18 protein-coding genes and 1 rRNA gene are annotated in these 25778 nt (G+C 61.3%); 16 read left to right on the top strand and 3 right to left on the bottom strand.

The annotated features are described in order from the left end of the window. Positions 1–119: ribosomal RNA gene (locus ACILSR_RS00005) — 16S ribosomal RNA — on the bottom strand; the annotation flags it as partial. Positions 120–554: 435 nt separating this feature from the next. Then, on the bottom strand, positions 555–2090 hold the full coding sequence (locus ACILSR_RS00010) for a YifB family Mg chelatase-like AAA ATPase (RefSeq protein WP_395747663.1): 1536 nt from the start codon (positions 2088–2090) through the stop codon (positions 555–557). 1059 nt (positions 2091–3149) lie between these two features. On the opposite strand from ACILSR_RS00010, the gene ACILSR_RS00015 reads away from it, so the two are divergent. The 8 genes from ACILSR_RS00015 to ACILSR_RS00050 are packed head-to-tail and all read left to right on the top strand — an operon-like array spanning position 3150 to position 13151. Beyond that, positions 3150–6137, top strand: coding sequence for an ATP-binding protein (locus ACILSR_RS00015; RefSeq protein ID WP_395747664.1), 2988 nt, complete (start codon positions 3150–3152; stop codon positions 6135–6137). Then, entirely contained in the window at positions 6134–7390 is a 1257-nt protein-coding gene (locus tag ACILSR_RS00020) for a glycosyltransferase family 4 protein (RefSeq protein ID WP_395747665.1), read from the top strand. The genes ACILSR_RS00015 and ACILSR_RS00020 overlap by 4 nt, the downstream gene beginning before the upstream one ends. Then, complete coding sequence (locus tag ACILSR_RS00025) at positions 7390–8145, top strand: sugar transferase (protein ID WP_395747666.1); 756 nt, start codon at positions 7390–7392, stop codon at positions 8143–8145. The genes ACILSR_RS00020 and ACILSR_RS00025 overlap by 1 nt, the downstream gene beginning before the upstream one ends. Before the next feature lie 6 nt (positions 8146–8151). Continuing rightward, complete coding sequence (locus tag ACILSR_RS00030) at positions 8152–9462, top strand: sugar transferase (RefSeq protein WP_395747667.1); 1311 nt, start codon at positions 8152–8154, stop codon at positions 9460–9462. Continuing rightward, a complete protein-coding gene (locus ACILSR_RS00035; RefSeq protein ID WP_395747668.1) occupies positions 9459–9752 on the top strand; it encodes an STAS domain-containing protein in 294 nt (97 codons plus the stop codon). The genes ACILSR_RS00030 and ACILSR_RS00035 overlap by 4 nt, the downstream gene beginning before the upstream one ends. A 6-nt stretch (positions 9753–9758) precedes the next feature. After that, entirely contained in the window at positions 9759–11531 is a 1773-nt protein-coding gene (locus ACILSR_RS00040) for a SpoIIE family protein phosphatase (RefSeq protein WP_395747669.1), read from the top strand. Continuing rightward, positions 11518–11961 (top strand): response regulator, encoded by a 444-nt coding sequence (locus tag ACILSR_RS00045; protein ID WP_395747670.1) that lies wholly within the window; start codon positions 11518–11520, stop codon positions 11959–11961. Before ACILSR_RS00040 ends, ACILSR_RS00045 begins: the two co-directional genes overlap by 14 nt. Continuing rightward, entirely contained in the window at positions 11958–13151 is a 1194-nt protein-coding gene (locus ACILSR_RS00050; RefSeq protein ID WP_395747671.1) for an alkaline phosphatase family protein, read from the top strand. Before ACILSR_RS00045 ends, ACILSR_RS00050 begins: the two co-directional genes overlap by 4 nt. Before the next feature lie 511 nt (positions 13152–13662). On the opposite strand, the gene ACILSR_RS00055 is transcribed toward ACILSR_RS00050, so the two are convergent. After that, positions 13663–14685: a WG repeat-containing protein gene (locus ACILSR_RS00055; RefSeq protein WP_395747672.1), complete on the bottom strand. Its 1023-nt coding sequence runs from the start codon at positions 14683–14685 to the stop codon at positions 13663–13665. A 1075-nt stretch (positions 14686–15760) separates the two neighbouring features. Between ACILSR_RS00055 and ACILSR_RS00060 the strand changes: the two genes are divergently transcribed. The 8 genes from ACILSR_RS00060 (at position 15761) to ACILSR_RS00095 (ending at position 25754) form a co-directional block, all read left to right on the top strand. Next, positions 15761–17332: a lipopolysaccharide biosynthesis protein gene (locus ACILSR_RS00060; protein ID WP_395747673.1), complete on the top strand. Its 1572-nt coding sequence runs from the start codon at positions 15761–15763 to the stop codon at positions 17330–17332. A gap of 7 nt (positions 17333–17339) precedes the next feature. Further along, entirely contained in the window at positions 17340–18638 is a 1299-nt protein-coding gene (locus ACILSR_RS00065; protein WP_395747674.1) for a glycosyltransferase family 4 protein, read from the top strand. Then, the gene (locus ACILSR_RS00070) at positions 18635–19510 is read left to right on the top strand and encodes a glycosyltransferase family 2 protein (RefSeq protein ID WP_395747675.1); all 876 of its coding nucleotides are present in this window, start codon (positions 18635–18637) and stop codon (positions 19508–19510) included. The genes ACILSR_RS00065 and ACILSR_RS00070 overlap by 4 nt, the downstream gene beginning before the upstream one ends. Further along, the gene (locus ACILSR_RS00075; protein WP_395747676.1) at positions 19507–20736 is read left to right on the top strand and encodes a glycosyltransferase family 4 protein; all 1230 of its coding nucleotides are present in this window, start codon (positions 19507–19509) and stop codon (positions 20734–20736) included. Before ACILSR_RS00070 ends, ACILSR_RS00075 begins: the two co-directional genes overlap by 4 nt. Next, entirely contained in the window at positions 20733–21797 is a 1065-nt protein-coding gene (locus ACILSR_RS00080) for a hypothetical protein (protein ID WP_395747677.1), read from the top strand. The genes ACILSR_RS00075 and ACILSR_RS00080 overlap by 4 nt, the downstream gene beginning before the upstream one ends. Before the next feature lie 75 nt (positions 21798–21872). Further along, positions 21873–23102, top strand: coding sequence for a glycosyltransferase (locus ACILSR_RS00085; protein WP_395747678.1), 1230 nt, complete (start codon positions 21873–21875; stop codon positions 23100–23102). After that, positions 23089–24600, top strand: a complete 1512-nt coding sequence (locus ACILSR_RS00090) for a WecB/TagA/CpsF family glycosyltransferase (RefSeq protein WP_395747679.1) — start codon at positions 23089–23091, stop codon at positions 24598–24600. Before ACILSR_RS00085 ends, ACILSR_RS00090 begins: the two co-directional genes overlap by 14 nt. Beyond that, complete coding sequence (locus ACILSR_RS00095; RefSeq protein WP_395747680.1) at positions 24597–25754, top strand: glycosyltransferase family 4 protein; 1158 nt, start codon at positions 24597–24599, stop codon at positions 25752–25754. Before ACILSR_RS00090 ends, ACILSR_RS00095 begins: the two co-directional genes overlap by 4 nt. Positions 25755–25778 lie beyond the last annotated feature (24 nt).

A 25778-nucleotide genomic window follows, 5' to 3' on the forward strand; every position in this document is an offset into this window, starting at 1 on the left:
TACGCACCCGTTCGCCACTAGACCATCGAAATATTGCTACCTCAATGATCCCGTTCGACTTGCATGTCTTATCCACGCCGCCAGCGTTCGTTCTGAGCCAGAATCAAACTCTCCAAAAATTATTGGTGCTGACTTTTTAAGTCAGCCAAATTGACTGCATCTGTTTAAACCACAGATGCCTGCGCTTCTGTTCGCGCAGCGCACAATTTAGCCTTTTGTTTTCAAACTTCGAAACTCGGTTTTACCCTCGTTCCGTCGCTTCTGTTTTTTGTTCTAAAAGATCGTTTCTGATTCCAGTCAATTCGAGCCGCTTTTTGCTTCTCAAACCTTCTTTTCTCAGCCCGCGTTTTTCGCTGCGGGTTGGGATCATAGAACAGCTCCAGAACCGTGCAACTACATTGTGCTGTTTTTTGCACTTTTTTCACGCCGCCATCCGATTCCATCATTTCACCACCCCGCCCGGCCCCTTTTCCACCTCTCGCCAAATCATTCCTTCATAGAGGTCCTCGCCACTCCACGAGAAGGCTCACACCATCCGTCCCGCAGCCTCCACATCACGCCCAAAGCTTGCGGTCCAGCGTGCGATAGCCAATCGCCTCCAGCACATGATCCGCCGCTATCTTCTCATGCCCAGCCAAGTCCGCCAGAGTACGCGCCACCTTCAGAATCCGGTCATGCGCACGTGCGCTGAAGTTCATCTCACTCATCGCATGCTCCAGGCAGCCTGCACCCTCCGCATCCAGTTCACAGTGCTTCTTCAGCAGCCGCGGCGTCATGCTGCTGTTCGCATGCACCCCAGCATGCTTCGCAAATCTCTCCTGCTGCATCTGCCTCGCTGACTCCACTCTCTTGCGGATCGGCTCTGAAGCCTCCCCTCCCGCACCCGCTGCCAGCGCACGGTAGTCCACCAGCGGCACCTCCACATGCAGGTCGATGCGGTCCAGCAGCGGCCCGCTGATCTTCTGCCGGTACCGCTGGATCACCACCACCCCGCAGCGGCACTCCCGCTTCAGGTCCCCATAATAGCCGCACGGGCAGGGATTCATCGCCGCCACCAGCATGATTTTCGAAGGAAAAGTCACCGTTCCCGCCGCACGCGAGATCGTCACCTTCCCATCCTCCAGCGGCTGCCGCAGCACCTCCAGCGTGCTCCTTCGGAACTCCGGCAGCTCATCCAGAAACAGCACCCCGTTGTGTGCCAGCGACACCTCCCCCGGCCCCGGATTCGTCCCACCGCCCAGCAGTCCCGCGTCACTAATCGTATGGTGCGGCGAGCGAAACGGCCGCGTCGCCACAAACGCCTTCCCCTCCCCCAGCAGCCCCGCCGCGCTGTGGATCTTCGTGCTCTCGATCGCCTCCTCCTCGCTCATCCCCGGCATGATCGTCGGGATCCGTTTCGCGATCATCGACTTCCCCGTCCCCGGCGGCCCGATCATGAGCAGCCCATGACCACCACTCACCGCGATCTCGATCGCCCGCGTCGCATCCGCCTGACCCTTCACATCGTTAAAATCAATGTCGTAGTGAGACACCGCGCCAAACAGTTCCGCCGCACGGCACGGCTCCGGCGCTATCTCCAGATCCCCCTTCAGAAACTCCACCGCCTCCCGCAGATTCTGCACTCCCACGATCTCGATCCCCGCCACCACGCTCGCCTCCAGCGCCGCGCGCTTCGGCACCAGCAGCCGCTTGCGCCCCTTCCGCCTCGCCTCCAGCGCCACCGCCAGCAGCCCCCGCACCGGCCGCAGTTCCCCATTCAGCGCCAGCTCCCCGATCATTGCCGTCTCCCCCAGCATCCCCATCGGAATCCGGCACCGGTGCGCGATCAGCGAGATCGCGATCGGCAGGTCAAACCCCGGTCCCTCCTTCTTCAAATCCGCCGGCGCCAGGTTCACCGTCGTCACCCCGTCGTTCATGAGAAATCCGCAGGAAGAGATCGCCGCCGTCACCCGCTCCCGGCTCTCTTTCACCGAAGCATCCGGCAGCCCCACGATGAACATCTTCGGCGTCCCGCCCCCGTCATACGATTCAATCTCCACCTCCATGGCATCAACGCCGACAAGAGTGGCTGAGTAGGTGCGCGCAATCATTCGCTCCCGACTATTGAGGGACTCTGCCCAAGCGCAAGCATCGGAAACCCTCTTTCTGCCCCCTTCAGTCAGCCGCCTCTCTCGGCCTGTGCTTCGTCCATGATGCAGCTATTGAATAAGCGCAGCCGCACGTAGATTTTCAATCGATGCCTGCCTTGAATGGCACTCGGTTGAGGCCGCATCACGCGTATTCCACGGTGCCAGAAGCCCCGCATGTTTTGACTGGAATACCGCTCACTTTGATCACTTCACTCCGCTACACATCAGCCCTGAATTGGCTGCGTAATATAGGCCAGGGGTGCCGAGCTTTAGCGAGTGCTCCCTGGGTTCCGGCAGGCCATCCGGAAAGCGAACCCATCACATTCTTCATGCGGCCCGTCTTCCAGAAGCGTTTCCCAGCCATTTCGCAGCATAGCGCCTGCGCTTCCGCCCCAATCACGCCAAACATGAACTCCATTCGCGTCCGACTCATGCACAAGCGTCAGTCAATCAGGCTCGGTAACTTTTAGGGACATTCAACGCATCGGAAATTTGAACGCTCAGCCTCAGCCTCAGCCTCAGCCATCCGTGTCATCCGTGGTCAACCACTCTGGAAAAAGCGGACTCTTGGGAAGCGCTGAATAAATCAACGTTACAAAAAATGAAAATCGTAGCGCGTTGATTCAGAAGTATTCTCTGCGGTCTTCTAATCTCATGCGGTGTTAAATCAGTGTCTCCCAGCAGCCACCGCTCCAAACCTTACCAAAGTAGAATGAAGCCTCCTCCCCACATCTGCGGGGAATGACGCCCCCGCACCACACACGGTACATTGCGCATCTCTTTTTTCTGAGCGCAGCCCATGTACCGCATTCTCCACCCCGCAAACGAAGCCCGTCCCACTCTCAGGCCGTGGGACGACTTGCGCACATGCGAGAGCCCCAGCTGCCCTGCCACCTTGGAGCTTTCTGCTGCCTCGACACGCCCCAGCACCGCTCCCTCCGCAATCATCCTGCCCGTCGCCTCAACAACCGCGCTTTCGTATTCAGGCGCCTTCCACATCCGCTGGACCTTTCTCCCCGCATGAAGGTAGCCACCTCCAGCACCCTAGACCACGGCCACGTCAGCATGCGCGACTTCGTCCGCGTGTTCCCCTTCTACTTCGCCTGGGATGCCAATGACATCATCACCGAGTCCGGAACCTCCCTGCTGAAAGTCTGCCCGCGTGCCGTTCCAGGCGCACGCTTGCAGGACGTCTTCCAGTCTCAAAGCCCCGAAGGCGAATTTTGCGATGCCCTCGCGCGTTCCAATCCCGACCGCCTCTTCCTTCTCGAAGACCTGCGGCACAAGGTCATCCTCCGCGGCCAGGTCATGCTGCTGGACCGCCCCCGCCGCGGCATCATGCTCGGCTCCCCATGGCTCACGGAGCCGGATCAGGCCCACCAGCTCGGCCTCACGCCCCAGGATTTCGCCGTGCACGATCAGACCCTGGATCTCCTCCAAGTCCTGCAGATGCAGCGCAAGGTCACCACCGATCTCCAGCGCCTCGCCGGCCAGCTCACCGAGCAGCGCATCCGCCTGCGTGAGCAGGAGGAGCAGTCCCGCAAGCTCGCCCTCGTCGCCGCCCGCACGGACAATGCCGTCATCGTCACCGATGCCGCCGGCCGCATCGAGTGGGTCAATGAAGGCTTCACCCGCATGACCGGCTGGCTCCTGGAGGAGGTCATCGGCAGGCAGCCCGGCGATTTCCTCCGCTGCCCCGAAGCCGACCCCGGCGCGGACAATTTCATGAACCAGTGCCTGCAGCACCAGCGCGGCTTCCGCGTGGAAATGCTCAACTACCACCGCTCCGGCCGCAAATACTGGTCCTCCATCGAAATCCAGCCCATCCGCAATGAAGCCGGCGAAGTCGTGAACTTCATGTCCATCGAGAGCGATGTCACCCAGCGCCGCCAGGACGATCAGCGCCGCGCCCTGCAGTTCTCCACCAGCCGCACCCTCGCCGAGGCGGACACCATGCGCCAGGCCGCCGCCCGAGTCATCCAGCTCATCTGCAACCAGCTCGGCTGGATCGCCGGCTCCCTCTGGATGCTCGACGCCGAGCAAAACTCCCTCCATCTCGTCGAGATCTGGCACACCCCGCTCAAGGACATCAGCGACTTCGTGGAGCTCTCCCGCAGCCTCACCTTCAGGCCCGGCCAGGGCCTCCCCGGCATCGTCCTCCACAGCGGCCAGCCGCAATGGATTCGCGATGTCGCGGAGCACACCGAATGCCCCCGCTCGGCCATGGCCAAAAAGTGCCACCTGCACGGTGCCATCGCATTCCCCATCGTCGCCCAGGGAGACATCCTCGGCGTCCTCGAGCTTTTCAGCTGCGATGCCTCCACCCCGGAGGACTCCCTGCTCGAAGCCTTCTCCGGCATCGGCAATCAGCTCGGCCAGTTCATCGTCCGCAAATGCGTCGAGCAAAACCTCGTCAGCGCCAAAGAGGCCGCCGAAAGCGCCAACCGCGCCAAGAGCGAATTCCTCGCCACCATGAGCCACGAAATCCGCACGCCCATGAACGGCATCATCGGCATGTCCTCCCTCCTGCTCGACACTCAGCTGGACACAAAACAGCACGAAATGGTAGATGCTGTCCGTCAGAGCGGCGAGGCCCTCATGACCATCATCGAGGACATCCTCGACTTCTCCAAAATCGAGGCTCGCAGGCTCGATCTCGTGGATGAAACCTGCCGCCTCGACTCCATTATCGACGGCGTTGTCGGCCTCCTCCAGCACAAGGCCGCCTCCCGCGGTGTCGAGTTGAAGGTCGAAATTCATCCAGACGTTCCCCTTTCTCTCAAAGGCGATCCCGGCCGCCTCCGCCAGATCCTCATGAACCTCGTCGGCAACGGCGTCAAATTCACCGATCACGGCAGCATCCGCATTCAGGTCCAGCGCGTCCCCACTCCTTTCAACGCCCCCGAGCTTTTCGAAATCAGCGTCATCGACAGCGGCATCGGCATGAATGAAGAGCAGCAGCTCAAGCTCTTCCAGGCCTTCTCCCAGGTGGACAGCTCCACCACCCGCCGCTTCGGCGGCACCGGCCTCGGCCTCGTCATCAGCAAGCGGCTTGTGGAGCTCATGGGCGGCACCATCGGCGTGGAGAGCACCCCCGGCCTCGGATCACGCTTCTGGTTCCAGCTGCCGCTCCGTGAAGTTTCTGCCGCTGAACAGCAGGAGGAAAAAGATCGTGACGCCGCCTCCCACGAAAAATCCCTCCAGCCTCCCTGCGCCTACAAACCAAAGCTCCTCGTCGTCGAAGACAATGAAGTCAATCTGCGCATGGCCATCATGATGCTCGAAAAGCACGGCTTCACCGCAGACGTCGCCCGCGATGGCGAACAGGCCGTCGATCTCTTCGCCGCAAACGCTTACGACGCCATCCTCATGGACTGCCACATGCCCGTCATGGATGGCCACGAGGCCACCCGCGCCATCCGCGAAATCGAGGCCAGCACCCACTGGCAGCGCCCCCGCTGCCGCATTATCGCCATGACCGCCAATGTCATGGACGGCGAGCGCGAGCGCTGCTTTGACGCCGGCATGGACGACTACGTCTCCAAGCCCCTGCGCGCCAAAGCCCTCACCGAAGCCCTGTCCCGCATCCAGGTTTTGGAGCCTCTCAAAGAGCCCGGCAACATCTCCGGCTGGACCGAAGCAGAAGCCTTCACAGCACGCGACGCAGTCAAAATGCTGGCCGATGAACTCAGCACCGAAGACACCGCTGAACTCATCGAAAACTGGCTCAAAGACACCCCCGAACGCATCACCGATCTCGAAAAACTCGCCGCCAGCCCGGACCAGCCCGCTCTCCGCCGCACCGCGCACTCCTTGAAAGGCAGCAGTTCCCTCTTCGGCCTCACGCACATTTACTCACTCTGCCGCGATCTCGAGCACCTCGCCGAATCCAACGACCGCACGGCACAGCCCTCGCTCGTCGCACAGATCCGCCACGGCTTCGCCACCGCCGAACCCTCTTTGCGTCAGGAGCTGACCCATCTTCGCACCACCACCGTCACATCATGAATATTCTCTATGTCCACGAACGCTTTGGCGCCCTCGCCGGTGCCGAGGCAAACGCCTTCATCACCGCGCAGGAGCTCTCCGCGCGCGGCCATCACACCGCCATCCTTCACGGTCCCGGCACTGGCAAAAATGAAGAAGGCTGGAGCAGTGTCTTCCAGCAGCGCTTTCCCCTTCAGGGAGACACCGCCGCACAAACCCGAGCCGCCCTCGCCGCCTTCCGTCCCGACGCCGTTTACGTTCACAAAATGGCCGATCTCGATGTCATCCAGACCCTCGTGGAAAGCGGCACGCCTCTCGTGCGCATGGTGCATGACCACGACATCTACTGCATGCGCAGTTACAAGTATCACTACCTCTCCCGCAAGATCTGCACCCGCGCCGCCTCCCTCTACTGCGCCATCGGCTGCGGCGCATGTGTCGTTAAAAACAACAGCGGCAGCGGCTTCCCGCTCAAATGGGTCAGCTACAGCGCCAAGAAACGCGAGATCGCCCTCAATCGCCGCTTCCACCGCATGGTCGTCGTCACCGAATACATGCGCGAAGAACTCCTCCGCAATGGCTTCGACGACCGCCGCATCGAGATCCACGCCCCCGTCCCGCGCATGGGAGATCCCTCCCTCCGCAGCTCCTTCAGCGATCGCAATCTCATCCTCTACGCCGGTCAGATCATCCGTGGCAAAGGCGTGGACGTCCTCCTGCAATCCCTCGCCCGCATGAAGACAAAGTTCGAGTGCATCATCCTCGGCGATGGCAATCACCGCGCCTACTGCGAAAAACTCAGCCGCAAGCTCGGCCTCGCCGACCGCGTCCATTTCAAAGGCTTCATCCCTCAGGAGGAATTGAAGGCCTACTACCGCGAATGCAGCGTCGTCGCTCTCAGCAGCGTCTGGCCTGAGCCCATCGCCACCATCGGTCTCGAAGTCATGCGCTACGCCCTCCCCGTCGTCGCCTTCGACGCCGGCGGCATCAAGGACTGGCTCAAGGACGGCTTCAATGGCCACCTCGTTCCCTGGATGAATCGCGATGCCTTCGCCGCCAGCCTGGACGACCTCCTTCAAAACAAAGCCAAGGCAAAGCAGCTTGGCGCCAACGGCCTCCGCCTCGTCAGCGCCCGCTACGACTTCCCCGCTTACATCGCCGGTCTCGAATCCATGTTTGAGCGCGCCATCGTCGAGTCCGCCCTCCCATCTCCCCACAGTCCCCCAGTTGAGGGGGATTACAGTTCACACCGGGTTGTTACAGTTCCTGCGTAATGAAAATAAAGCCCGCCCCCGACGCACCCCAGGTCCGCCGCATCCTCAAGGCCCAGAGCCGTTTGGGCCGCATGAGAATGCGCTTCGCCATGCGCTTCAAGCGCTGCCTCTGGCTCGCCGTCGTCAATGGCACTCACGCCGTCAAACGCGCCTTTGACATCATCATCAGCATCATCGCCCTCATCCTCGCCGCGCCGCTCATGATCGTCATCGCCCTCCTCATTCGGCGCGATGGCGGCCCCGTCTTTTTCAAACAACGCCGCATCGGCTTCAACGGCCGCGACTTCGAGATGCTCAAGTTCCGCTCCATGTGCGTCGATGCCGAGGCAAAGCTCGCCGCCCTTCTCGCTCAGAATGACAAGTCCCAGGGCGTCACCTTCAAGATGAAAAACGACCCCCGCGTCACCGCCATCGGCCGTTTCATCCGCAAGGCCTCCATCGACGAGCTCCCCCAGTTCTTCAATGTCCTGCGCGGAGACATGTCCATCGTCGGCCCCCGCCCCTGCCTCCCGCGCGAGGCCGCCCTCTACTCCAGCTCCGATCGCAAGCGCCTCCACGCCAAGCCCGGCATCACCTGCCTCTGGCAGGTCGGCGAGCGCGAGGGCCGCTTCTGGGAAATCGGCGACCGCAACAGCATCGACTTCAGCGAGCAGGTCTCCCTCGATGTCCGCTACATCGAGAGCCACTCCTTCACCCGCGATCTCTGGATCCTCCTCAAAACCATTCCAGCCATCGTGCTGGGAAAAGGCATGTAACCAACCATGGACGTTTTCATCATCTGCCCGGACTACCGCAAATCCGCCGGCTTTGCCCGCCGCATCCGGCCCCTTGCCCTCCTTCCCGTTCTCGGCCGCACCCTGCTGGATCTCTGGCTCGAGCACCTCGCCGCCGCTGGCGTCACCCACGCCACCATCCTCGCCGCGGACCGCCCCCATGAAGTCCGCGCCGCTGTCGATCAAGGCGGCCGCTGGGGCCTTTCCATCACCGTCCTCTCCGTCAAACGTGAGCCCACCATTGAGGAAACACGTCTCCGCTTCACCGGCCGAGACACCTCCGGCCGCGTGCCAAACATCATCACCCTGGACACCCTTCCGGACCTGCCTCACCGGCCCCTTTGGGAAAGCTCCGCCGCCCTGTTTGACATCATGCTCGGCACCCTCCGCGGCACGCCTCCGGAGTCCCACCTCACCATGCGCGAGATCGCCCCGGAGGTCCACGTCAGCACCCGCGCTCAAATTGCCTCCACCGCCATGATCGAAGGCCCCGTCTGGATCGGCCCTCAGGTCATCATCGGCGAGCACGCGCAAATCCGCGCCGGCACCATCATCGAAGACGCCGCCTACATCGACCGCCACGCCATCGTCAGCGAGAGCTGGGTCGGCCCCAGCACCTACGTCGGGGCCCTCACCAATGTGCAAACCTCCTTCGCCTGGGGCGGTGGCATTGAGAACTGGAAAAAAGCCGTCTTCCTCGAAGTCACGGACGACTTCCTTCTCACCAATCTCAATCACAAGCCCTTCGGCGGCGTGCGCAGCGGCTGGCTCACCCGCATCACCGCGCTGCTCCTCATGCTGCTCACCTCTCCGCTCGCCATGCTCTACGCTCTGTGGACCCGCCTCACCCGCTGGCAGTCCGCTCTGGAAAGCAGGCAGGTCGTCCTTCCTCCGCCAAACAAGCAGGATCGCTTCAGCCCCAGCACACGCCTCTACACACTCACCTCCGCACCCGGCCTCTTCTCACGCTGGCCGGAGCTCTGGTCCGTCTGGCGCGGAGACATGCACCTCGTGGGAAATCGCCCCCTCTCCCAGGCCCGCGCCGCGCTCCTCACCACCGAGTTTGAGCGCATGTGGTTTGACGCCCCCGCCGGCGTCTTCTCCTACGCTGACATCATGAATGACGGCATGCCCGGAGACAACGACACCGCCCACAGCGCCTGCTACGCCATTCACCGCTGCATGCGCCTGAACTTCCGCATCCTCATGTACTGCCTCCCACGCTTTCTCCTGCCTGTCTTCCGCAAGGAGCACGACTTTCCCCCAACAGCCAAACTCAAACCTGCATCCAATCCATGACACTCACTGAATCCGCCCGCCTCACCGCACCTGCCGAGCTCTGCGCCTCCTCCGCACGCCTCTGGCGCGATCGCCTCGAAAAGGAGATCAAGCCCGAGCATGAAGAAGTCTGCATCGATCTCTCAAACACCCGCTTCATCGACAGCTCCGGCCTCGGCGTGCTCCTCACGCTCAACAAAGGCCTCCGCGCCCGCGGCGCCAGCCTCAAGCTCATCAATCCCTCCTCCCCAGTCTGCCAGCTCATCGAGCTCACAAGACTTCATCGCGTTTTTGAAATCATCCACGACTGATCCCGCATGTCCCGCGCCCAGCACCAGTTCGATGGCTTCCGTCTCGATTTTCCAGCCACGCTGGATCATGCCCGCGAAGCCGTGCGTTCTGTCGTGCAATGGCTCGCAGATCAGAAAATTCAGCCGGATGAATGCCAGCAGTGGGAGCTCGTGCTCGCGGAGGCGTCAAACAACGCCGTCCTCTACGCCACTTCCCAGCAGACTCTGCTCCCCGTCCGCATCGAGGCCGCCCTCTCCGCATCTGACATCGAAGTCCGCATAACAGATCATACCAGCGGCTTCGACTGGCCCTCCGAAATCTCCCTCCCGGAAGACGACGAATCCGAGCACGGCCGCGGCCTCTTCATCATCAGTTCTCTCACAGACCACGTCTCCTACCTCCGCGGCCAGGATCACAATGTCCTCTGCCTGCGCTCCGCGCGCAAATCTCTGCCGCACGCCGTGGAGGACACCGAAGCCACGCTCGAGCTCATGACCGCCGAGGTCGCCTCCTGCTACGAGACCCTCGCCAATATCTTCCGCCTCATCGCCGATGCCGGCAATGATGTCGAGCCCGTCGCTCTCGCCTCCCGCTGGCTCGAAGAATTGCGCGAGCTCGCCGGTGCCGATTTCCTCGTCCTCCGCATGGCCTCCGCCGAGACTTCCCGTCTCCCCATCCTCGGCGGCGTCCCCACCACCATCCCTTGGGAATCGTCCCTCGATCTCCGCTCCTCAGACGCCGTCGAATCCCGCGCCGCGCTCACCCGTCAGGATTGTTGGTTCGATGCCGACACCGTCTTCTCAGACTCCGATCCCCTCTGCAAAGCCGGCCCTCACATCAGCGGCCTCGCTCACCCTCTCGAAAGCGCCGGCGATCTCGCGGGCGTGCTCACCGTCGGCGTCTTCCAGCCTCATTGGGAACCCTCCGCGCGTGACTTGAATGTCGTTCGCAGCCTCGGCGATTTCCTCGGCGCTCTCCTTCACGGCCTGCATCGCCGCGACGAGGCAAACCAGGCACGCATCATGAAGCGCGAGCTGCAGATCGCTGCAGACATTCAGCGCTCCTTGCTTCCCGCCGAGCTTCCACAGACACCCTTCGTCCGCTGCGCCGCCCATCTCGCCACCGTCGGCGAAGTCGGTGGCGACTATCTGGACGCCATCCTCCTTCCGGACAGCAGCCTCCTTTTTGTCGTCGCAGACGTCATGGGAAAGGGCGTCCCCGCCGCGCTCTTCGCCACCGCCTTTCACAGCCTCCTCCATTCCCATCTCGATCTGGCCGCACGTCCTTCCCGGCTCATGCAGCGCCTCAACAAGGCGCTGTTCCCTGAGCTGGATCGCGCTGACATGTTCATCACCGCACAGATGGTACATGTCAGCGCAGACGGCCAGCAGCTCCACGTCTCCGGCGCCGGTCACGCCCCGCTCCTCCTCAGCGATGGCGCACAGATCCGCGAAGTCTGCGCTGACGGCCCGCCCCTCGGCGTTGCCGAAGACGCCACTTACCACGACTGCACCATCAGCCTCAGCACCTACACCCACGCCCTCCTTCACACAGACGGCTTGAGCGATGTCGTTTCCGGCGGCGGCATTCTCAGTCGCGAGGCCCTCCACACCTGGCTTCGCGCCACCGCCGCCGCTGCTGAAGACGCCGGCACCTCGCGCGACAGCCTCCACCGCCTCCATCGCAGCGCCGTTGACTCCGCCTGCCAGCAGGACGACGCCACATTCATGATCATCACCCGCGGCGCTCACACCCTCTCCGCCAACACTCAAAACTCCCTCTCTCATGCCAAAGGATAGCCCCATACTTGTCGTCGATGACGAGCCTCACATGCGCCGTGTGGCGGAGCTCAGCATGCGGCCCCTTGGCCATCCCGTCCTGCTCGCCGCGGACGGAGCGGAGGCCGTGAAGCTCGCTCAGACTCACCGTCCCTGCGTCATCCTTCTCGATCACATCATGCCCGTCATGGATGGCAAGGCCGCCCTCCAACAGCTCAAAGCGGACCCCGTCACCGCCGATATCCCCGTCATCATCCTCAGCTCACGCGGCCAGCTCGCCGTCGGTCAGTATCAGGGCTTCGAGACCGCCACCATGTTCGTCTCCAAGCCCTTCAGCCCCGCCCTCCTCCGCCGCGAAGTCGAGCGCCTCATCTCCTCCCCCGCCTCGCAGGAAACCCACTTCGCCACGGCAACGACAACCGCCACTGCAACCGCCACCGCCACGGTATGAAACCACGCCTCGACCTCTTCATCATGATCGATGCCTGCGGCTGGGAGATCATCCAGTCCCGCCCGCAGTTCCTCAGCACCCTGGCCCCTCACCGCCGCAAATTGGAAAGCGTCTTCGGTTACAGCAGCACCTGCGTCCCCAGCATCCTCAGCGGCCGCTGGCCGGATGAGCATCACAACTGGTGCTACTTCATCCACGATCCCGAAAACTCCCCCTTCCGCAGTTTGAGCTGGCTCCGCTTCCTTCCCAAGGCCCTCACCTGCCGCCGCATCGTCCGCCGTTACCTCACCAAGATCGTCAAATCCGCCCTCGGCTTCAAAGGCTACTTCGATCTCTACAATATCCCCTTCCATCTCATCCACCTCTTCGACTTCACCGAAAAGAAGAGCCCCCTCCAGCCACGCGGCATGAATCGTGGCCCCAATATCTTCGATCTCCTCGTCGAGAAAGGCGTCCCCTACTTCGTCACCGACCCCAACCTCAGCGAACCCGTCAACCGCGACCGCCTCATCACCGACATCGAAGACGAGCGCATCCAGTTCGCCTTCCAGTACTGGGCCGGACTCGACGGCCTCCTCCACCGCGTCGGCAATCAGTCCCCCGAGATCGACACCAAGCTCGCCGAATACGAAGCCTGGATCACCCAGACCATGGCCTCCGCCAAAAAACACTACCGCGAGGTCAATCTCCACGTCTTCAGCGACCACGGCATGGCCAACTGCGACCGCCACCTAGACCTCCGCTCCAAGATCGACACCCTCGGCCTCCGTATTGGAAAAGACTACAACGTGGTATATGACAGCACCATGGCCCGCTTCTGGTTCTTCAATGAAGCAGCCCGCCAGAAAGTCACCGCCGTGCTCCAAACCGTCCCCGAAGGCCGCATCATGCCCGAAGACGAGCTCCACCACTTCCGTGCCCATTTCAAAGACGGCCGCTACGGCCAGCTCATCTTTCTCGTCCAGGAAGGTGTCCTCATCGTCCCCAGCCACATGGGCGAGCGCCCCATCCGCGCCATGCACGGCTACCACCCCCACGATCCCCAGAGCTACGCCACCCTCTTCAGCAGCAGATCCGACATCCCATCAGACCTCACCCACATCCCCCACATCCACCGCCTGATGGAATCCTCCCTCGCCCGCCCCTCCCTCAAACCAACCACCTCCTCCCTCCACGCCCTCGCAGCTTAGTTCTACTTTGGTAACTTTTCAGGGCGTTCATGAAAAGCATCGGGAAATTTTAACTCTCAGCCTCAGGCATCCGTGTCAATCCGTGTAATCCGTGGTCATACACTCTGGAAAAAGCTGGCTTTGGCACCCAGCAATTGGAACTTACCAAAGTGGAATTAGCCACGAGGACATTTTTGATTTGAGAGCGGCAGGCAAGAAGCGTCACACTGTTCGCCTCACTGCGTTCAGATGTTCACCTCATCGCTCCCGGAGGGAGCAGAGAAATTAGCCGGTGGTGAAGCGAAACCGCGAAGCGGTGAAGCGTGAACCACCGGACTCCGAATCACCCACGCCCCGCTTCACGTCGCATGCCGAAGGTATGCGAGAGGCCACCGGCAACCCAGTGTGCAAACGAAACTCGCGCTAAGCCCTCCTCTGCGGCAACTCTTCGCCCCCTGAGTAATACCCCTGTATCTTCTCTTCAGCGAGCCCCCCAAAGCTACTTCAGCGCACACCGACCAAATCGCCCACCCTACGCCCGCGAAGACCAGACCACATTTTCCTTGAGGTCAATATATCCGGACTCTCGACCGCGCACAAATTCATACAAAACACCATCGATATGCTGAAGCTCATCAAAATCGATGGATGAAAGAGCCGCCCCGTGAAAATCCACCAAGCCTTCCTTGGAATCCTTCTCCACAATTGCGCACCCTGCGCGAAACGGATTTACATTGTCATAATCGACACGTCCTTTCACTTCGAACTCTGAGTCAATGATATGCCAAGCTTGCTCAGTTTTAACAAAGGCATGTGAATCACAGAAGTCTGTTGCATCGTCAAAAAGATCACTGTGATCTAAACTGGGAACGCGCACATAGGCCGTGCCGCCAAAATGACTTACTTTCACAATCCCTTTGTAAACACTCCCAACGCCGCTGAAGTCAAGTGGCAAGACAGCATTGCCACTTTTGTTTATCAGCCCGCATTTTAAAACCGTTTTTGACAGCTCGCAGACGAACGCATGGCCTTCGGAGAAGTTGCCGGTTGCCAGCGAGTCATAACGAGGCTCAATGACCAGATCTCCGTTCAAGTCCACAAAACCCATCTTGCCATTCAGAACCACACCCGCACGACCGTCCGAATAAAATCGAACCTGCTCAAACTTGCGGTCGCCATTAATTCTTCCCGACTTGTCCAGAAACGAATACTGACGATCTCCGGTTTTAACTGAGGCTCTGTCTTCACTGAAGTGAGATGCCGACAAATACAGAAAGTCGATGACGGTCACGCCATTCACATCGATATATCCATGCTTGCTTGCTCTTGCTGCTGAGAGCAGCCCGCAAGAAAAGAAGTTTCCAAGGCTTTTATAGATGGCCGGTATGCGAAAAGTGCCGGTGTGGTCGATGACCCCAAATGAATCTCCGCTAACTGTTGCCACGGTGCCCTCCTTCGTTGGCGTCCCGAGTCCAAAAAAACGAGGAGACACGACCTCTTCTCCAAGGCGGTTGATGAGCCCAAATTTATTGTTCCGCTCAATAGGGTACAGCATAACAGGTGTTCAAGACAATGCCTGGAATCCGAAGGATTAACATTGTTTTCTATCTGGCCACACTAAAGCCTTCCCAGTTTAGTTTAAAGGGCGAAAACCAATACCCTGGCAATCTTGAAGCACCCAGGCGTTTCAATGCAGTCCAGCAGGCTCACCATGTTAAAAAAGCACGGGCAGTTTTCCTGAAACACTTAGGCAGCACATACTTGACTCCTTCGACAACAAGCCGCCCCACTCAAAAGATCGGAAAAATTTTTCTGCCCAAAATCTTTCTACCCTCTCTCCTTCCCCCCCCCCAAGCGCCCACCATAGCCCAAACCGACACCTCGAAGTGTCCTGCGCGCACCCCCTCCCGGAAAATTGGCTGCGCCCGCTCCCTCCGCCCTCCAAAGCTGCCGTGTCCCCAACTCAACGGTGCAACTCCCCGGCCATTCCCTTGCTCCTACATTCCCTCGCCAAAAAACAACGCGCCCTCTCCACACCCACATCCCACCTGCTCCTGCTTCTGTAGATTCCGTGCCTTGCGTAGGCCATCCCTCCGGCTCTGGCCTCTGCGTTTCATCGTGCCTCTGTGGTTAAAAATTCCGGCCTCTGCATCTTTCCAATCTGCGTTGCAAATCTCCGGCCACTCCCTCGCCAAAAAGCAGCGCCCTATTTCCACACCCGCATCCCATCTGATCCTGCTTCCGTGTATTCCGTGTGTTCCGTAGGCACTCCATCTGGAGACCCTGCGTTCTCCAAATCTTTGCGGTGCAACTCCCCGGCCACTCCTTTGCCCTTCATTCCTCCGCCAAAATACAACGCCCCCTCTGCTCCTCCGCCCCTCTGCAGCAAACCCAAACGTCCCCATCACCCTCTTCCTCCATCTCACCCACTCACCCTTCCCAACTCCGGAAATTTTTCTACCCCCAATCTTTCTACCTCCTCCGCCTCGCCCCATCCCTCACACCTCCGCCCTCCATTCGTCACTCGTTCGCTCCGCTCGGCCTTCATAATTCATAATTCATCCTTCCAAATCCCCCTCTCCTGCGGGGATTGCCCCTTCCCTCTCTCCCCGCGAGCTTTCCCCCTCGCGATGACCTACGACTCCGTCAAACAAAACATCTGGAGCAACGCCCTCTCCAACTACCTCCGTACCTTCGTCGGCATCATCGTCGGTCTGGTCACCTTCCGGCTCTTATACCAGTCCATGCCACAGGAGTCCTTCGGCTTCTGGTCCCTCCTCTGGAGCGTCTTCGGCTACGGCATCCTCCTCGACTTCGGCTTCGGCTTCGCCGCCCAGAAACGCGTCGCCGAACTCTCCGTCACCCGCGAGTGGGACAAGCTCAGCCAGGTGCTCAGCACCATCCTCTTCTTCTACCTCGGCGTCGCCGTCCTCATGGCCACCACCGTCGCTCTGGGCTCCGATGAAATCGTCCGCGCCTTCGGCGTCTCAGAAGCAAACCACGAAGAATTCCGCATCGTCCTCATCGCCTTCTTCGCCGCCATCGGCCTCGCCTTCCCACTCGGCATCTTCCCGGAAATCCTCCGCGGCCAGCAGCGCATCAGCACCGCCAACAACATCATCACCCTCGCCATGCTCATGCGCCTCGGCGTCATCGCCTGGGCCGTTTATGCAGGCTGGGGCCTGCTGAGCATCATGCTCACCGCCCTGTTCTTCGCGCTCGCACCGGATCTCGTCTCCGCCTTCTTCGCCCTGCGCCACATGCCCGAAGTGCGCCTGCGCCCATCCCTCTTTTCGAAGTCCATCATGCGCCAGACCATGGGCTTCTCCATCTTCGCCTACATCAGCACCGCCACCAACATCGTGCTCGGAAAAACAGACCAGCTCGTGCTCGGCGCCACCCTCTCCATCGGCGCCGTCGCCATCTACCAGGCCGGGGCCAAAGTCGCCGAAGTCTTCTCCCAGTTCACCCGCCAGTTGCAGGACACCCTCTCCCCCGCCGCCGCACATCTCCACGCCACCGGCGACCACGCCGCCCTGCGCGATCTCCTCCAGCGCAGCACACGCTGGAGCACCATCATCGCCACCCCGCTCTACCTCCTCTGTGCCTTCGAGCTTGAGCCGCTGCTCCAGGTGCTCACCGGAGATCCCCACATCGCCGTCGAGACCTGGCAGGTCGCCCAGGTCCTCCTCTTCTGGTTCTACAGCACCGCGCTCACCCACAGCGTCAGCAAGCGCATCTACATGATGACCGGCCACGAGCGTCGCCTCATGTGGCTCGGCCTTGGAGAGGCCGTGCTGAATCTCGCCCTCAGCATCGCCCTCGCCCTCATTTTCAAAAACGTCGTCAGCGTGGCCGTCGGCTCCCTCATCCCCTCGCTCTTCTTCGGCTGGTTCCTCCTCTGGCCCTGGGTCGCCAAAGACGTCAGCCTTCATCCCTGGCACCTCTTCCGCGAAACGGTTCTCCCTTCCTGGCTCTCCTGCGTGCCCGCAGCTCTTGTGCTCGCCGCACCCCTTCTCTTCCCAGGCCTACAAATCGAAAACACCTGGCTGCGCATCCTCGTCATGGGCAGCGCCGGCGGCCTCACCGCACTCCTCTGCCTGTGGTTCGGTTCTCTCACCTTGGAGGAACGCCGCTCCCTCCGCTCCCGCCTTCCATCTCGCTTCACCAAAAAAACTCCAACTGCCCTTCAGGCCGCCTAACACTCCCATGCAAGTCTCCCACATCCTTCGCAAATACGATCCCGCCCAGTGGGGCGGCACGGAAACCGCCGTGCAGCGCCTCGTCCAGGGCTTGCAATACCACGACATAGCATCCGCCGTCCACGCTCCCGGCACCGCAGGCCTCGGCAGCGTCGATCCCCTGCGCGATGCCGGTGCCAAAATCCAGCGCTACCGCGCCTTTGTGCCAGTCGCTGGTATCTCCGCCGCCCAGCGCCAGGAACTCGTCTCCTGGGGCGGCAATCTCTTTTCCTTCGAGCTCTTCTGGCAGCTCCTCCGCAGCGGCGCGGACGTCATGCACTCCCACGCTCTCAATCGCATCGCCGGCATCAGCCTCATGGCCGCACGTGCACGCGGCGTCCCCCACGTCATCACCCTCCACGGCGGCGCTCTCGATATCCCGGACGAAGTGAATGCCCGCCTCACCGCCCCGCTGCAAGGCGGCTACGAATGGGGCAAAGCCCTCGGCGCGCTCGTCCGCAGCCGCCGCGTTCTCGAGCTCACGGACGCCATCTTCACCTGCAATCCCAAGGAAGCCTCTCTCCTCCTCGAAAAATATCCCAAACAGCGCATCATCGTCCAGCCGCACTCCGTCCCCGCCGCGCAGTACGCCATCGACCACCGAGCTGCTGCTCTCAAAGCCTTCCCGAGGATCGCCGGTCGCGATGTCATCGTCAAAGTCGCCCGTCTCGATCCCGCCAAGAACCTCCCCTGGCTTGTCCGTCAGCTCCCTGAAATCAAGAGCCGTCACCCGGATGCCATGCTCGTCCTCATCGGCTCCGGCACCACGCAATCCGTCGTCGATGAACTGAACCGCGAAATCTCACGCCTGGGGCTGGGCAATGACGTCCTCCTCACCGGCGGCCTCGCCTCCGGCAGCGCCGAACTCATCGGCCTCATTCAGTCTGCCCGCCTCTTCGTCCTCAGCTCCACCGCAGAGCCCTTCGGCATCGTCATTCTCGAAGCCTGGGCCGCTGGCACTCCTGTCCTCTCCTCCCGCACCTCCGGCGCCCTCTCCCTCATCGACCACGGCCGCACCGGCATGCTCTACGACCTCGACAACAAGTCGGATTTCCACTTCGGCATCGATGCCCTCATGATGAGCGACCGCATCCGCACCCATCTCATCGCCGAGGCCCGCGAGCGCGTCCTCACCGACTTCGATGTCCCCACCATCGCAGGCCGCGTCGCCCGCGTTTACGAAGAGCTTTCCGAAGCAAAGAAGAGCAAAGAGTCCAAGACCTCCCTGCACCCCTCACAGGTCCAGCTCACGGCCAAACTCTCATGAGCGCTCCCCTCGTCAGCATCGTCATGCGCTCCTTCAATGAAGCCTGGGCGCTGCAGGACACCCTGCCCGCCCTCGCCTCACAAAACTGGCGCAGCTGGGAGCTCATCGTCATCGACAGCGGCTCCACCGATGGCTCCCAGGACCTCATTCGCGCCGCCAAACCTGCGCACTTCATTCAGATCACCCCGCAGGAGTACAATCCCAGCCGCGTCATGAATCACGGCATGCGCCTCGCCACCGCGGAGCGCGTCATCTTTCTCAATGCCGACGCCACACCGCAGAACGACCACTGGTTGCGCCCGCTCGCTGAAACCTTGGACGACTCCCGCGTCGCCGCATGCTTTGGCCGCCAGATCCCCCGCCCCGACTGCCAGGCCGTCTTCGCCTGTGATTACGACCGCTGCTTCGGCCCCCATCGCGAATCCGCCCGCTGGGATCACTTCTTCAGCATGGTCAGCAGCGGCCTCCGAAAGGATGTGTGGCAGCAGCGCGGCTTCCGCGAAGACCTCCAATACGCCGAGGACGACGAATACACCCGCTGGTGCCGCGCCCAGGGCTATCAGGTTTCCTATGTCGAGGAGTCCGTGGTCATGCACAGTCACAACTACACTCCGCAGCAGAGCTGGAAGCGCTCCTATGGAGACGCTCGCGCCATCGGCAAAGCCTGGAGCCAGCGCCCCGGCGCCTTCAACTGGCCCCAGACCGTCCTTCTCGGCTGGCTCAACGACGTGCGCCACGATCTCCGCTGGTGCCTCGCCCATCGCCGCATTCACGAACTCGCCCACGCCATGCGCATCCGCTGGCAGCAGCGCCGCGCCAAGCTCGCCGGCTTCCACCAAGGCTGGCGCGAGCAGCAGGAGGTGTCCTCATGAGAATCCTCGTCCTTACCAATCTCTACCCGCCCCACTACGTCGGCGGTTACGAGCTTCGCTGCGCCGCCATCACCGAGGCCCTGCGCAGCCGCGGCCACACCGTGCGCGTGCTCACTTCCAATCACGGCCTGCAGGATGAGACCTATCCCGCGCCCTCGGAGCCGCATGTGGAGCGCAGCCTGCGCATTCACGGTTACTACGGCCACCCCTGGCTTCGTTTGAGCGCCCTCAAGGAACTGGAGATTCATAACAATCTCGCCCTGCGCGAAGCCCTCAATATTTTCTACCCGGACGTCGTCCATGTCTGGTGCATGGGCGGCCTCTCCAAGTCCCTCTGCCTCACCCTCCAGCAGATCGGCGTCCCCACCGTCTATGACGTCAGCGACCACTGGATCCTCCGCAGCCTCGTCGGAGACGTCTGGCTCGACTGGTGGAACCGCTCCAACGGCTCCCTCGCCTCCCGCCTCCAGCGCGCCTGGTGGACCCTGCGCGGTGTGCGCAAATACTGCGACACCGTCGCCCCCACCAACCCCGTGCGGGACATCCGCTTCAAGCGCCTCTACTTCACCAGCGCGCGCCTCCGTGAACTCACCGCCGAGAAAGGTTACGACGTCATGCACGGCGGTGTCATCCACTGCCCCGTGGACACTGCTCACTTCAGCGGCCCTCCCGTCAAACGCCCCCCAAAAAACTGGCTCTGGGTCGGCCGCCTCGCCGAAGACAAAGGCATTCTTACCGCACTCCGTGCGCTTCAACTTCTCAGAACCGAGTTCACCGGCGAACTCCACGTCTATGGCAAAGGAGATGACACCTATGTGAACATGCTGAAAAAGTTTGCTGCGGACAGCGCGCTTCCCGTCACCTGGCACAGCGCCACACCCGATGAAATGCCCGACGTGTATCGCGCTCACGATGCCCTTCTCTTCACCTCCGAGTGGGAGGAACCCTTCGCCCTCACACCTCTTGAAGCCATGGCCTGCGGACTCCCCGTCATCGGCACCATGACCGGCGGCAGCCGCGAGCTCTTCCGCCACGGTCAAAACGCCCTCACCTACGATGCCGGCGCCGCCACCCAGCTCGCCGAGCGCATCCTACTCCTTCAGAGCAACACCCACCTCCGCGAATCCATCGCCGCCGAAGGTCACCACGAAGTCCACGAACGCTTCGCCATGAAACCCATCGTCGATCAGGTCGAGCAATACCTCCGCGACTCCGTTTCCGCATGAGCGCACGCTTCACCATCGACGGCAGCGCCAGCCTGGAGCAGCACCTTGCTGTCACCTGCACCCATGTCCGCGCCGGCGTTGAGCGCCTCATACCCCGTCATAAACTCGAAGGCCTCGTCCTAGCCGGCGGCTACGGCCGCGGCGAAGGCGGCGTCCTCCGCGAAGGCATGCGCGATCTCCCCTACAACGATCTCGAATTCTTCGTCTTCGTCAGCGGCAGCACCTTCCTCAACGACCGCCACTACAAAGCCGCCCTCCATCGCCTCGGCGAATCCCTCTCCCCCGCCGTCGGCATCGATGTCGAGTTCAAGATCCTCTCCCTCTCCCGCCTCCGCCGTAGCCCCGTCAGCATGTTCTACTATGACCTCGTCATGGGCCACCGCTGGATCATCGGAGACGACTCCCTCTTCTCCGGCTGCGACCATCATCGCGATGCCTCCCGCATCCCCTTGCACGAAGCCACCCGCCTCCTCTTCAACCGCTGCTCCGGCCTCCTCTTCGCCGCCGAACGCCTCTCTCAGGAAACCTTCACCTCCGCCGATGCCGATTTCGTCGGCCGCAATCTCGCCAAAGCCCAGCTCGCGCTTGGCGATGTCGTTCTCGCCATAGCCAAAAGCTATCACTGGAGCTGCCTCGAACGCCACCGCCGGCTCCAGGTTATTGCCGAATCCGACACACAACTCATCACTCATCACGCCGCCGGAGTCGCCTTCAAACTCCATCCCACCCGCTCCACCAAGACCCGCGTAGAGCTCGCCGCCGAGCACGCCTCCCTCTCCCATCTCGCCCAGACCATCTTCCTCCGCCTCGAAAACCAGCGCCTCGGCATCCACTGCTCCACCCCTGCCGACTATGTGGCAAACAGCAGCAACAAGTGCCCTGAAGTGCCGCTGTGGAGAAACCTGCTCATCCGCCTCCGCAATCGCGGCCTCCCTCTCAGCCCTGCACGCTATCCCCGCGAGCATCTCCTGCATGAGCTCGTGACCCTCCTTTGGACGAACCGGGACGCAGATCAGCGCACCATGAGGCAATACACGGAACTCTGGAACTGCTTCAACTAGCACCCATTACCCCCCACTTGCGGGCGATGCACTCCCACCATCCCGCAGGTTAGGTACCCGCAGTTCACCCAGCTCATGAACATCCTCGTCGTTTACCCCTACATTCCCTATCCGATCGATCGCGGAACCTACCAGCGGGTCTTCCACCTTCTGCGCGCTCTTGCCAAAGATCACACCATCGATCTGATCGCCCTGTCGGAAAAAGGCGAACGTTTGGAGCATCGTGGGGTGTTTGAGAGCTTTTGCCGGAAAGTCGTCTTCGTTCCCTTCGAGCATCCGCCCTGGCCGCGCCTTTTCCCCAACCGCCTGCTCAATCCCCTCCCCACCACCATCCGCCACTGGTGGCTCCCTCAGCTCGCCGACACCATCGGCAACATGCTGGACCAGAATGAATACGACCTCGTCCATGTCTGCGACATCGTGATGGCCCAGTACTTCCTCAAGGACCATCTCGAAATCCCCCTCAGTGTGGACAGGAGTCGCGTAGACTTGCAGTTTCAGGAAGAACAACACGCCCGCATGCCCAAAGGGCTCAAATCTTCCCTCCTCTACCGCGAGCAGACCTGGAAGCTCCGCCGCTTCGAATACCAGGTCGCCAGCCGCAGTTCCGTTCAGGTCGTGTGCGGCCCCGATGACAAGAGTTTCATCCGTTCCGAAGTAAGCACCAAGCTCCCCGTCCAGGTCGTCACCAATGGCGTCGATCTCGACTACTTCAGCCCCAAATCGACCGACGTGCCACGCGATGCCGCTCCCACTATTCTGTACTGCGGCGCCATGGACTACATGCCGAATGTGGATGCCCTGCGCTGGTACTTTGCCGAGATCCATCCGCGCCTGAAAAAGCAGGTGCCGGATCTGCAGGTGCTCATCGTCGGAAAAGCTCCCACGGACGAAGTCAAAGCCCACGGAAACCTGCCGGATGTCACCGTTACCGGCGGAGTGGATGACGTCCGGCCCTATTACCGCCGTGCCTGGGCGCACATCGTTCCACTCCGTGTGGGCGGCGGCACGCGGCTCAAAATTCCGGAGAGCATGGCCATGGGTACCCCGGTCATCAGCACCACCATCGGCGCCCAGGGACTGAATTTGGTGCATGGCATGGACATCCTTCTCGCGGACACGGCCGACATGTTCGCGCACTACACGGAACGCATGCTCCATGACGACGTCCTGCGTCAAAAGGTGGAAGAACGTGGCATGCAGACCTGTCGTGCGCGCTTCGGCTGGTCGGGACTCGGCAAGCAGCTCAGCAGCTACTACGCACAGCATTTTCAGCCCGCAAAGAACTCCCATGAACACAACTGAAGCCGCATTCTCGCCCCGGAGCGGGCCCTCGTTGTCCATCCTTGGCGTCCCATTTGACAATGTGACGACCAGCCAGGCCCTGGAGACCATCTCCGGCATGATCGGCTCGCGCAAACCGCACTACATTGCCACGGCGAACGTCGATTTTACCGCGCTTGCCTTGTATGACGAAGAACTGCGCCGCATTCTGCTGGACGCCCATCTCGTCGTCTGTGACGGCATGCCCCTCGTCTGGGCCTCACGCTGGCTGGGCAATGCGCTGCCAGAGCGTGTCGCCGGTTCCGACCTCGTGCCAAAGCTGCTGGCCATCGCGGAGCAGAAAGGCTGGAGCGTCTATTTCCTCGGCGGGCAGAAAGAAGTCGCTTTAAGGGCCATCGAGAAGGTTCAGGAGCAACACCCGAAGCTCAAGATCGCAGGGATGATGTCCCCGCCCTTCAAGCCGCTGCATGAGATGGATCATGCCGCCATTTGCGCGGATATTCGCAGTGCAGACCCGGATCTGCTTTTTGTTTCCTTTGGCTGCCCAAAACAGGAAAAATGGATCGCCATGAACTACCTGCGCGCAGGTGCGCCGGTCAGCATTGGCGTCGGCGCCACCATCGACTTCCTGGCCGGCCACATGAAGCGCGCGCCGCGGTGGATGCAGAAGACCGGCCTCGAATGGCTTTATCGTCTGCTGCAGGAACCACGCCGATTGTTTAAACGCTACGCTTCGGATTTCGTCGTGTTTGGTTGCACCATCGCCAAGCAGTGGTGGCTCACCAGCGGTGGCAGGCGCAGCACCCAATCCGTGCCTTCCGTGCCAACTCCCATTCAGATTGCTGTTGCCGCGACAGAGCAGGTTCCGGACGAGCCGCCCTCGAACGTTGCGGAGCTTTTCTGTCCGGAACGTCTGGATGCCGCGGAAGTGCGGGCGATTGAATTGGTGTGGATGAACACGCTCGAAGGACCGGAACAGGGCGTCATTATCGACTGTTCGGGCACACAGTTCATTGACAGCACCGGGCTGGGCCTGCTCATGCGCGCGCAAAAGCGCTGCCGTCAGTCAGGCAAACGTCTGGCACTTTCGTCTTGCTCTCCGGCCGTTCTCAAGCTGCTGCAGATGACACGCCTGAACTCCCTCTTCACCCAGACTGCCAGCCGTGAGGAGGCAATGGACAGCATTTTGAAACCGGAGGAGCCCATGCCTCCCGTCACCCCTTCCCGCCCCAGGACCACACCTCTTCATCTCAGCTGGAGCGGTGCAGTCACGAGCAAAGGTGTGGACGGTTTGTGGCGCGGCGCCCTTGGCATCATTCAGAATGCCGCGGACGCACGCCATCCGGTCGTCATCGATCTGAAAGACGTCCAGATGATGGACAGCGGCGGCCTGGGCCTGATGGCGCGCCTGAAAGATCATGCCTCCAGCCAGCACATCCACCTGCGCTTCACCAATGCCAGCCCGGTGGTTCACGAATCTCTCCGTCACGAACACATGGAACATCTTCTCGCATCATGAACATCGCACTCTCCACCAGCGTCATTCAGCGTGGTAAAACCGGCGTGGCGCAATACGTGCTGGCCCTGACCCGGGCGCTGATGCCGTATACGGACGTGGTCAAATTCCACATCCTCGCCCTGGCACAGGACATTCCTCTTTTTGAATTTGCGCGCGGCCGGATGAACATCGTGCCGGTGGATGAATGCTGGCGTCCCGCGGTGCGAAACATCTGGTGGCACCAGCAGGTGCTGCCACGCTGGCTGGACGAGAAGATGATCGACGTCCTGCATGTGCCAAGCTACCGCCGCATGGTCCGTGCCGCGCACTGCAACCGTGTCTCCACCATCCATGACCTGGCGCCGTTTCATGTGAAAAAGAAGTATGACCTGGCCCGCATGATTTACGGACGGGTGATCGTGAAGCACCTCGCACGCAGGCAGGACGGCCTCATTTCGGTAAGCACCAGCACCGCACGCGACGTGGAGCGCTATTTTGGCGTACCGGTGCAGAAGCAGAACGTCATCCTGAACGGAATCGACCATGCGCGCTTCAACCTTGGCGACCGGGCAGCGGCCTGCGCGATGGCCGCGCAGCGCTGGCAGCTGAACGAGCCTTTCTTTCTGTACGTGTCACGGCTCGAGCACCCGGCAAAGAACCACACGCGGCTGATCGAGGCCTTCGACAAATTCAAGGAAAGCACCGGCTCTCCCTGGCAGCTGGCCCTGGCCGGAAGCGACTGGCATGGAGCGGAGCACATTCACGCCGCGGCCCGTAACGCACGCCACGCCAACGATGTGCGATTCCTCGGGTTCGTTGAAGATGGCGTTCTGCCAGACCTGTATCGCGCGGCTTCCACCATGATCTATCCGTCCTTGTTTGAAGGCTTCGGCCTGCCACCGATCGAGGCCATGGCCTGCGGCTGCCCTGTCATCAGTTCCACGCGTGGATCGCTGAGTGAAGTCGTCGGCACCGCCGCCCGTGTCATTGATCCGGAAAGCGTCGAGGACATGGTCCAGGCGATGCAGGAATTTGCCACGCACCGGGAGAAACGGGACGCTCTGATCAAGGCCGGTCTGGAGAACGCACGCCGCTTCAACTGGGACGAAAACGCGAAGCGGGTGATGGATGTGTATGAAAAGCCCTTCACAGGGACCCGCAGTTGGGGGGGTTGAGGGAGGGGTGCAAAAGAAGGAAGT

This window comes from Prosthecobacter sp. (assembly GCF_044222565.1).
Lineage (GTDB): Bacteria > Verrucomicrobiota > Verrucomicrobiia > Verrucomicrobiales > Verrucomicrobiaceae > Prosthecobacter.

What these genes read in the sequence shown, in the direction of transcription:
- ACILSR_RS00055 (WP_395747672.1), bottom strand. Translation starts at nt 14,685, where the DNA reads ATGCTGTACCCTATTGAGCGGAACAATAAATTTGGGCTCATCAACCGC.
- ACILSR_RS00060 (WP_395747673.1), top strand. Translation starts at nt 15,761, where the DNA reads ATGACCTACGACTCCGTCAAACAAAACATCTGGAGCAACGCCCTCTCC.
- ACILSR_RS00045 (WP_395747670.1), top strand. Translation starts at nt 11,518, where the DNA reads ATGCCAAAGGATAGCCCCATACTTGTCGTCGATGACGAGCCTCACATG.
- ACILSR_RS00020 (WP_395747665.1), top strand. Translation starts at nt 6,134, where the DNA reads ATGAATATTCTCTATGTCCACGAACGCTTTGGCGCCCTCGCCGGTGCC.
- ACILSR_RS00085 (WP_395747678.1), top strand. Translation starts at nt 21,873, where the DNA reads ATGAACATCCTCGTCGTTTACCCCTACATTCCCTATCCGATCGATCGC.
- ACILSR_RS00050 (WP_395747671.1), top strand. Translation starts at nt 11,958, where the DNA reads ATGAAACCACGCCTCGACCTCTTCATCATGATCGATGCCTGCGGCTGG.
- ACILSR_RS00080 (WP_395747677.1), top strand. Translation starts at nt 20,733, where the DNA reads ATGAGCGCACGCTTCACCATCGACGGCAGCGCCAGCCTGGAGCAGCAC.
- ACILSR_RS00040 (WP_395747669.1), top strand. Translation starts at nt 9,759, where the DNA reads ATGTCCCGCGCCCAGCACCAGTTCGATGGCTTCCGTCTCGATTTTCCA.
- ACILSR_RS00030 (WP_395747667.1), top strand. Translation starts at nt 8,152, where the DNA reads ATGGACGTTTTCATCATCTGCCCGGACTACCGCAAATCCGCCGGCTTT.
- ACILSR_RS00065 (WP_395747674.1), top strand. Translation starts at nt 17,340, where the DNA reads ATGCAAGTCTCCCACATCCTTCGCAAATACGATCCCGCCCAGTGGGGC.
- ACILSR_RS00025 (WP_395747666.1), top strand. Translation starts at nt 7,390, where the DNA reads ATGAAAATAAAGCCCGCCCCCGACGCACCCCAGGTCCGCCGCATCCTC.
- ACILSR_RS00075 (WP_395747676.1), top strand. Translation starts at nt 19,507, where the DNA reads ATGAGAATCCTCGTCCTTACCAATCTCTACCCGCCCCACTACGTCGGC.
- ACILSR_RS00035 (WP_395747668.1), top strand. Translation starts at nt 9,459, where the DNA reads ATGACACTCACTGAATCCGCCCGCCTCACCGCACCTGCCGAGCTCTGC.
- ACILSR_RS00090 (WP_395747679.1), top strand. Translation starts at nt 23,089, where the DNA reads ATGAACACAACTGAAGCCGCATTCTCGCCCCGGAGCGGGCCCTCGTTG.
- ACILSR_RS00070 (WP_395747675.1), top strand. Translation starts at nt 18,635, where the DNA reads ATGAGCGCTCCCCTCGTCAGCATCGTCATGCGCTCCTTCAATGAAGCC.
- ACILSR_RS00010 (WP_395747663.1), bottom strand. Translation starts at nt 2,090, where the DNA reads ATGATTGCGCGCACCTACTCAGCCACTCTTGTCGGCGTTGATGCCATG.
- ACILSR_RS00095 (WP_395747680.1), top strand. Translation starts at nt 24,597, where the DNA reads ATGAACATCGCACTCTCCACCAGCGTCATTCAGCGTGGTAAAACCGGC.
- ACILSR_RS00015 (WP_395747664.1), top strand. Translation starts at nt 3,150, where the DNA reads ATGAAGGTAGCCACCTCCAGCACCCTAGACCACGGCCACGTCAGCATG.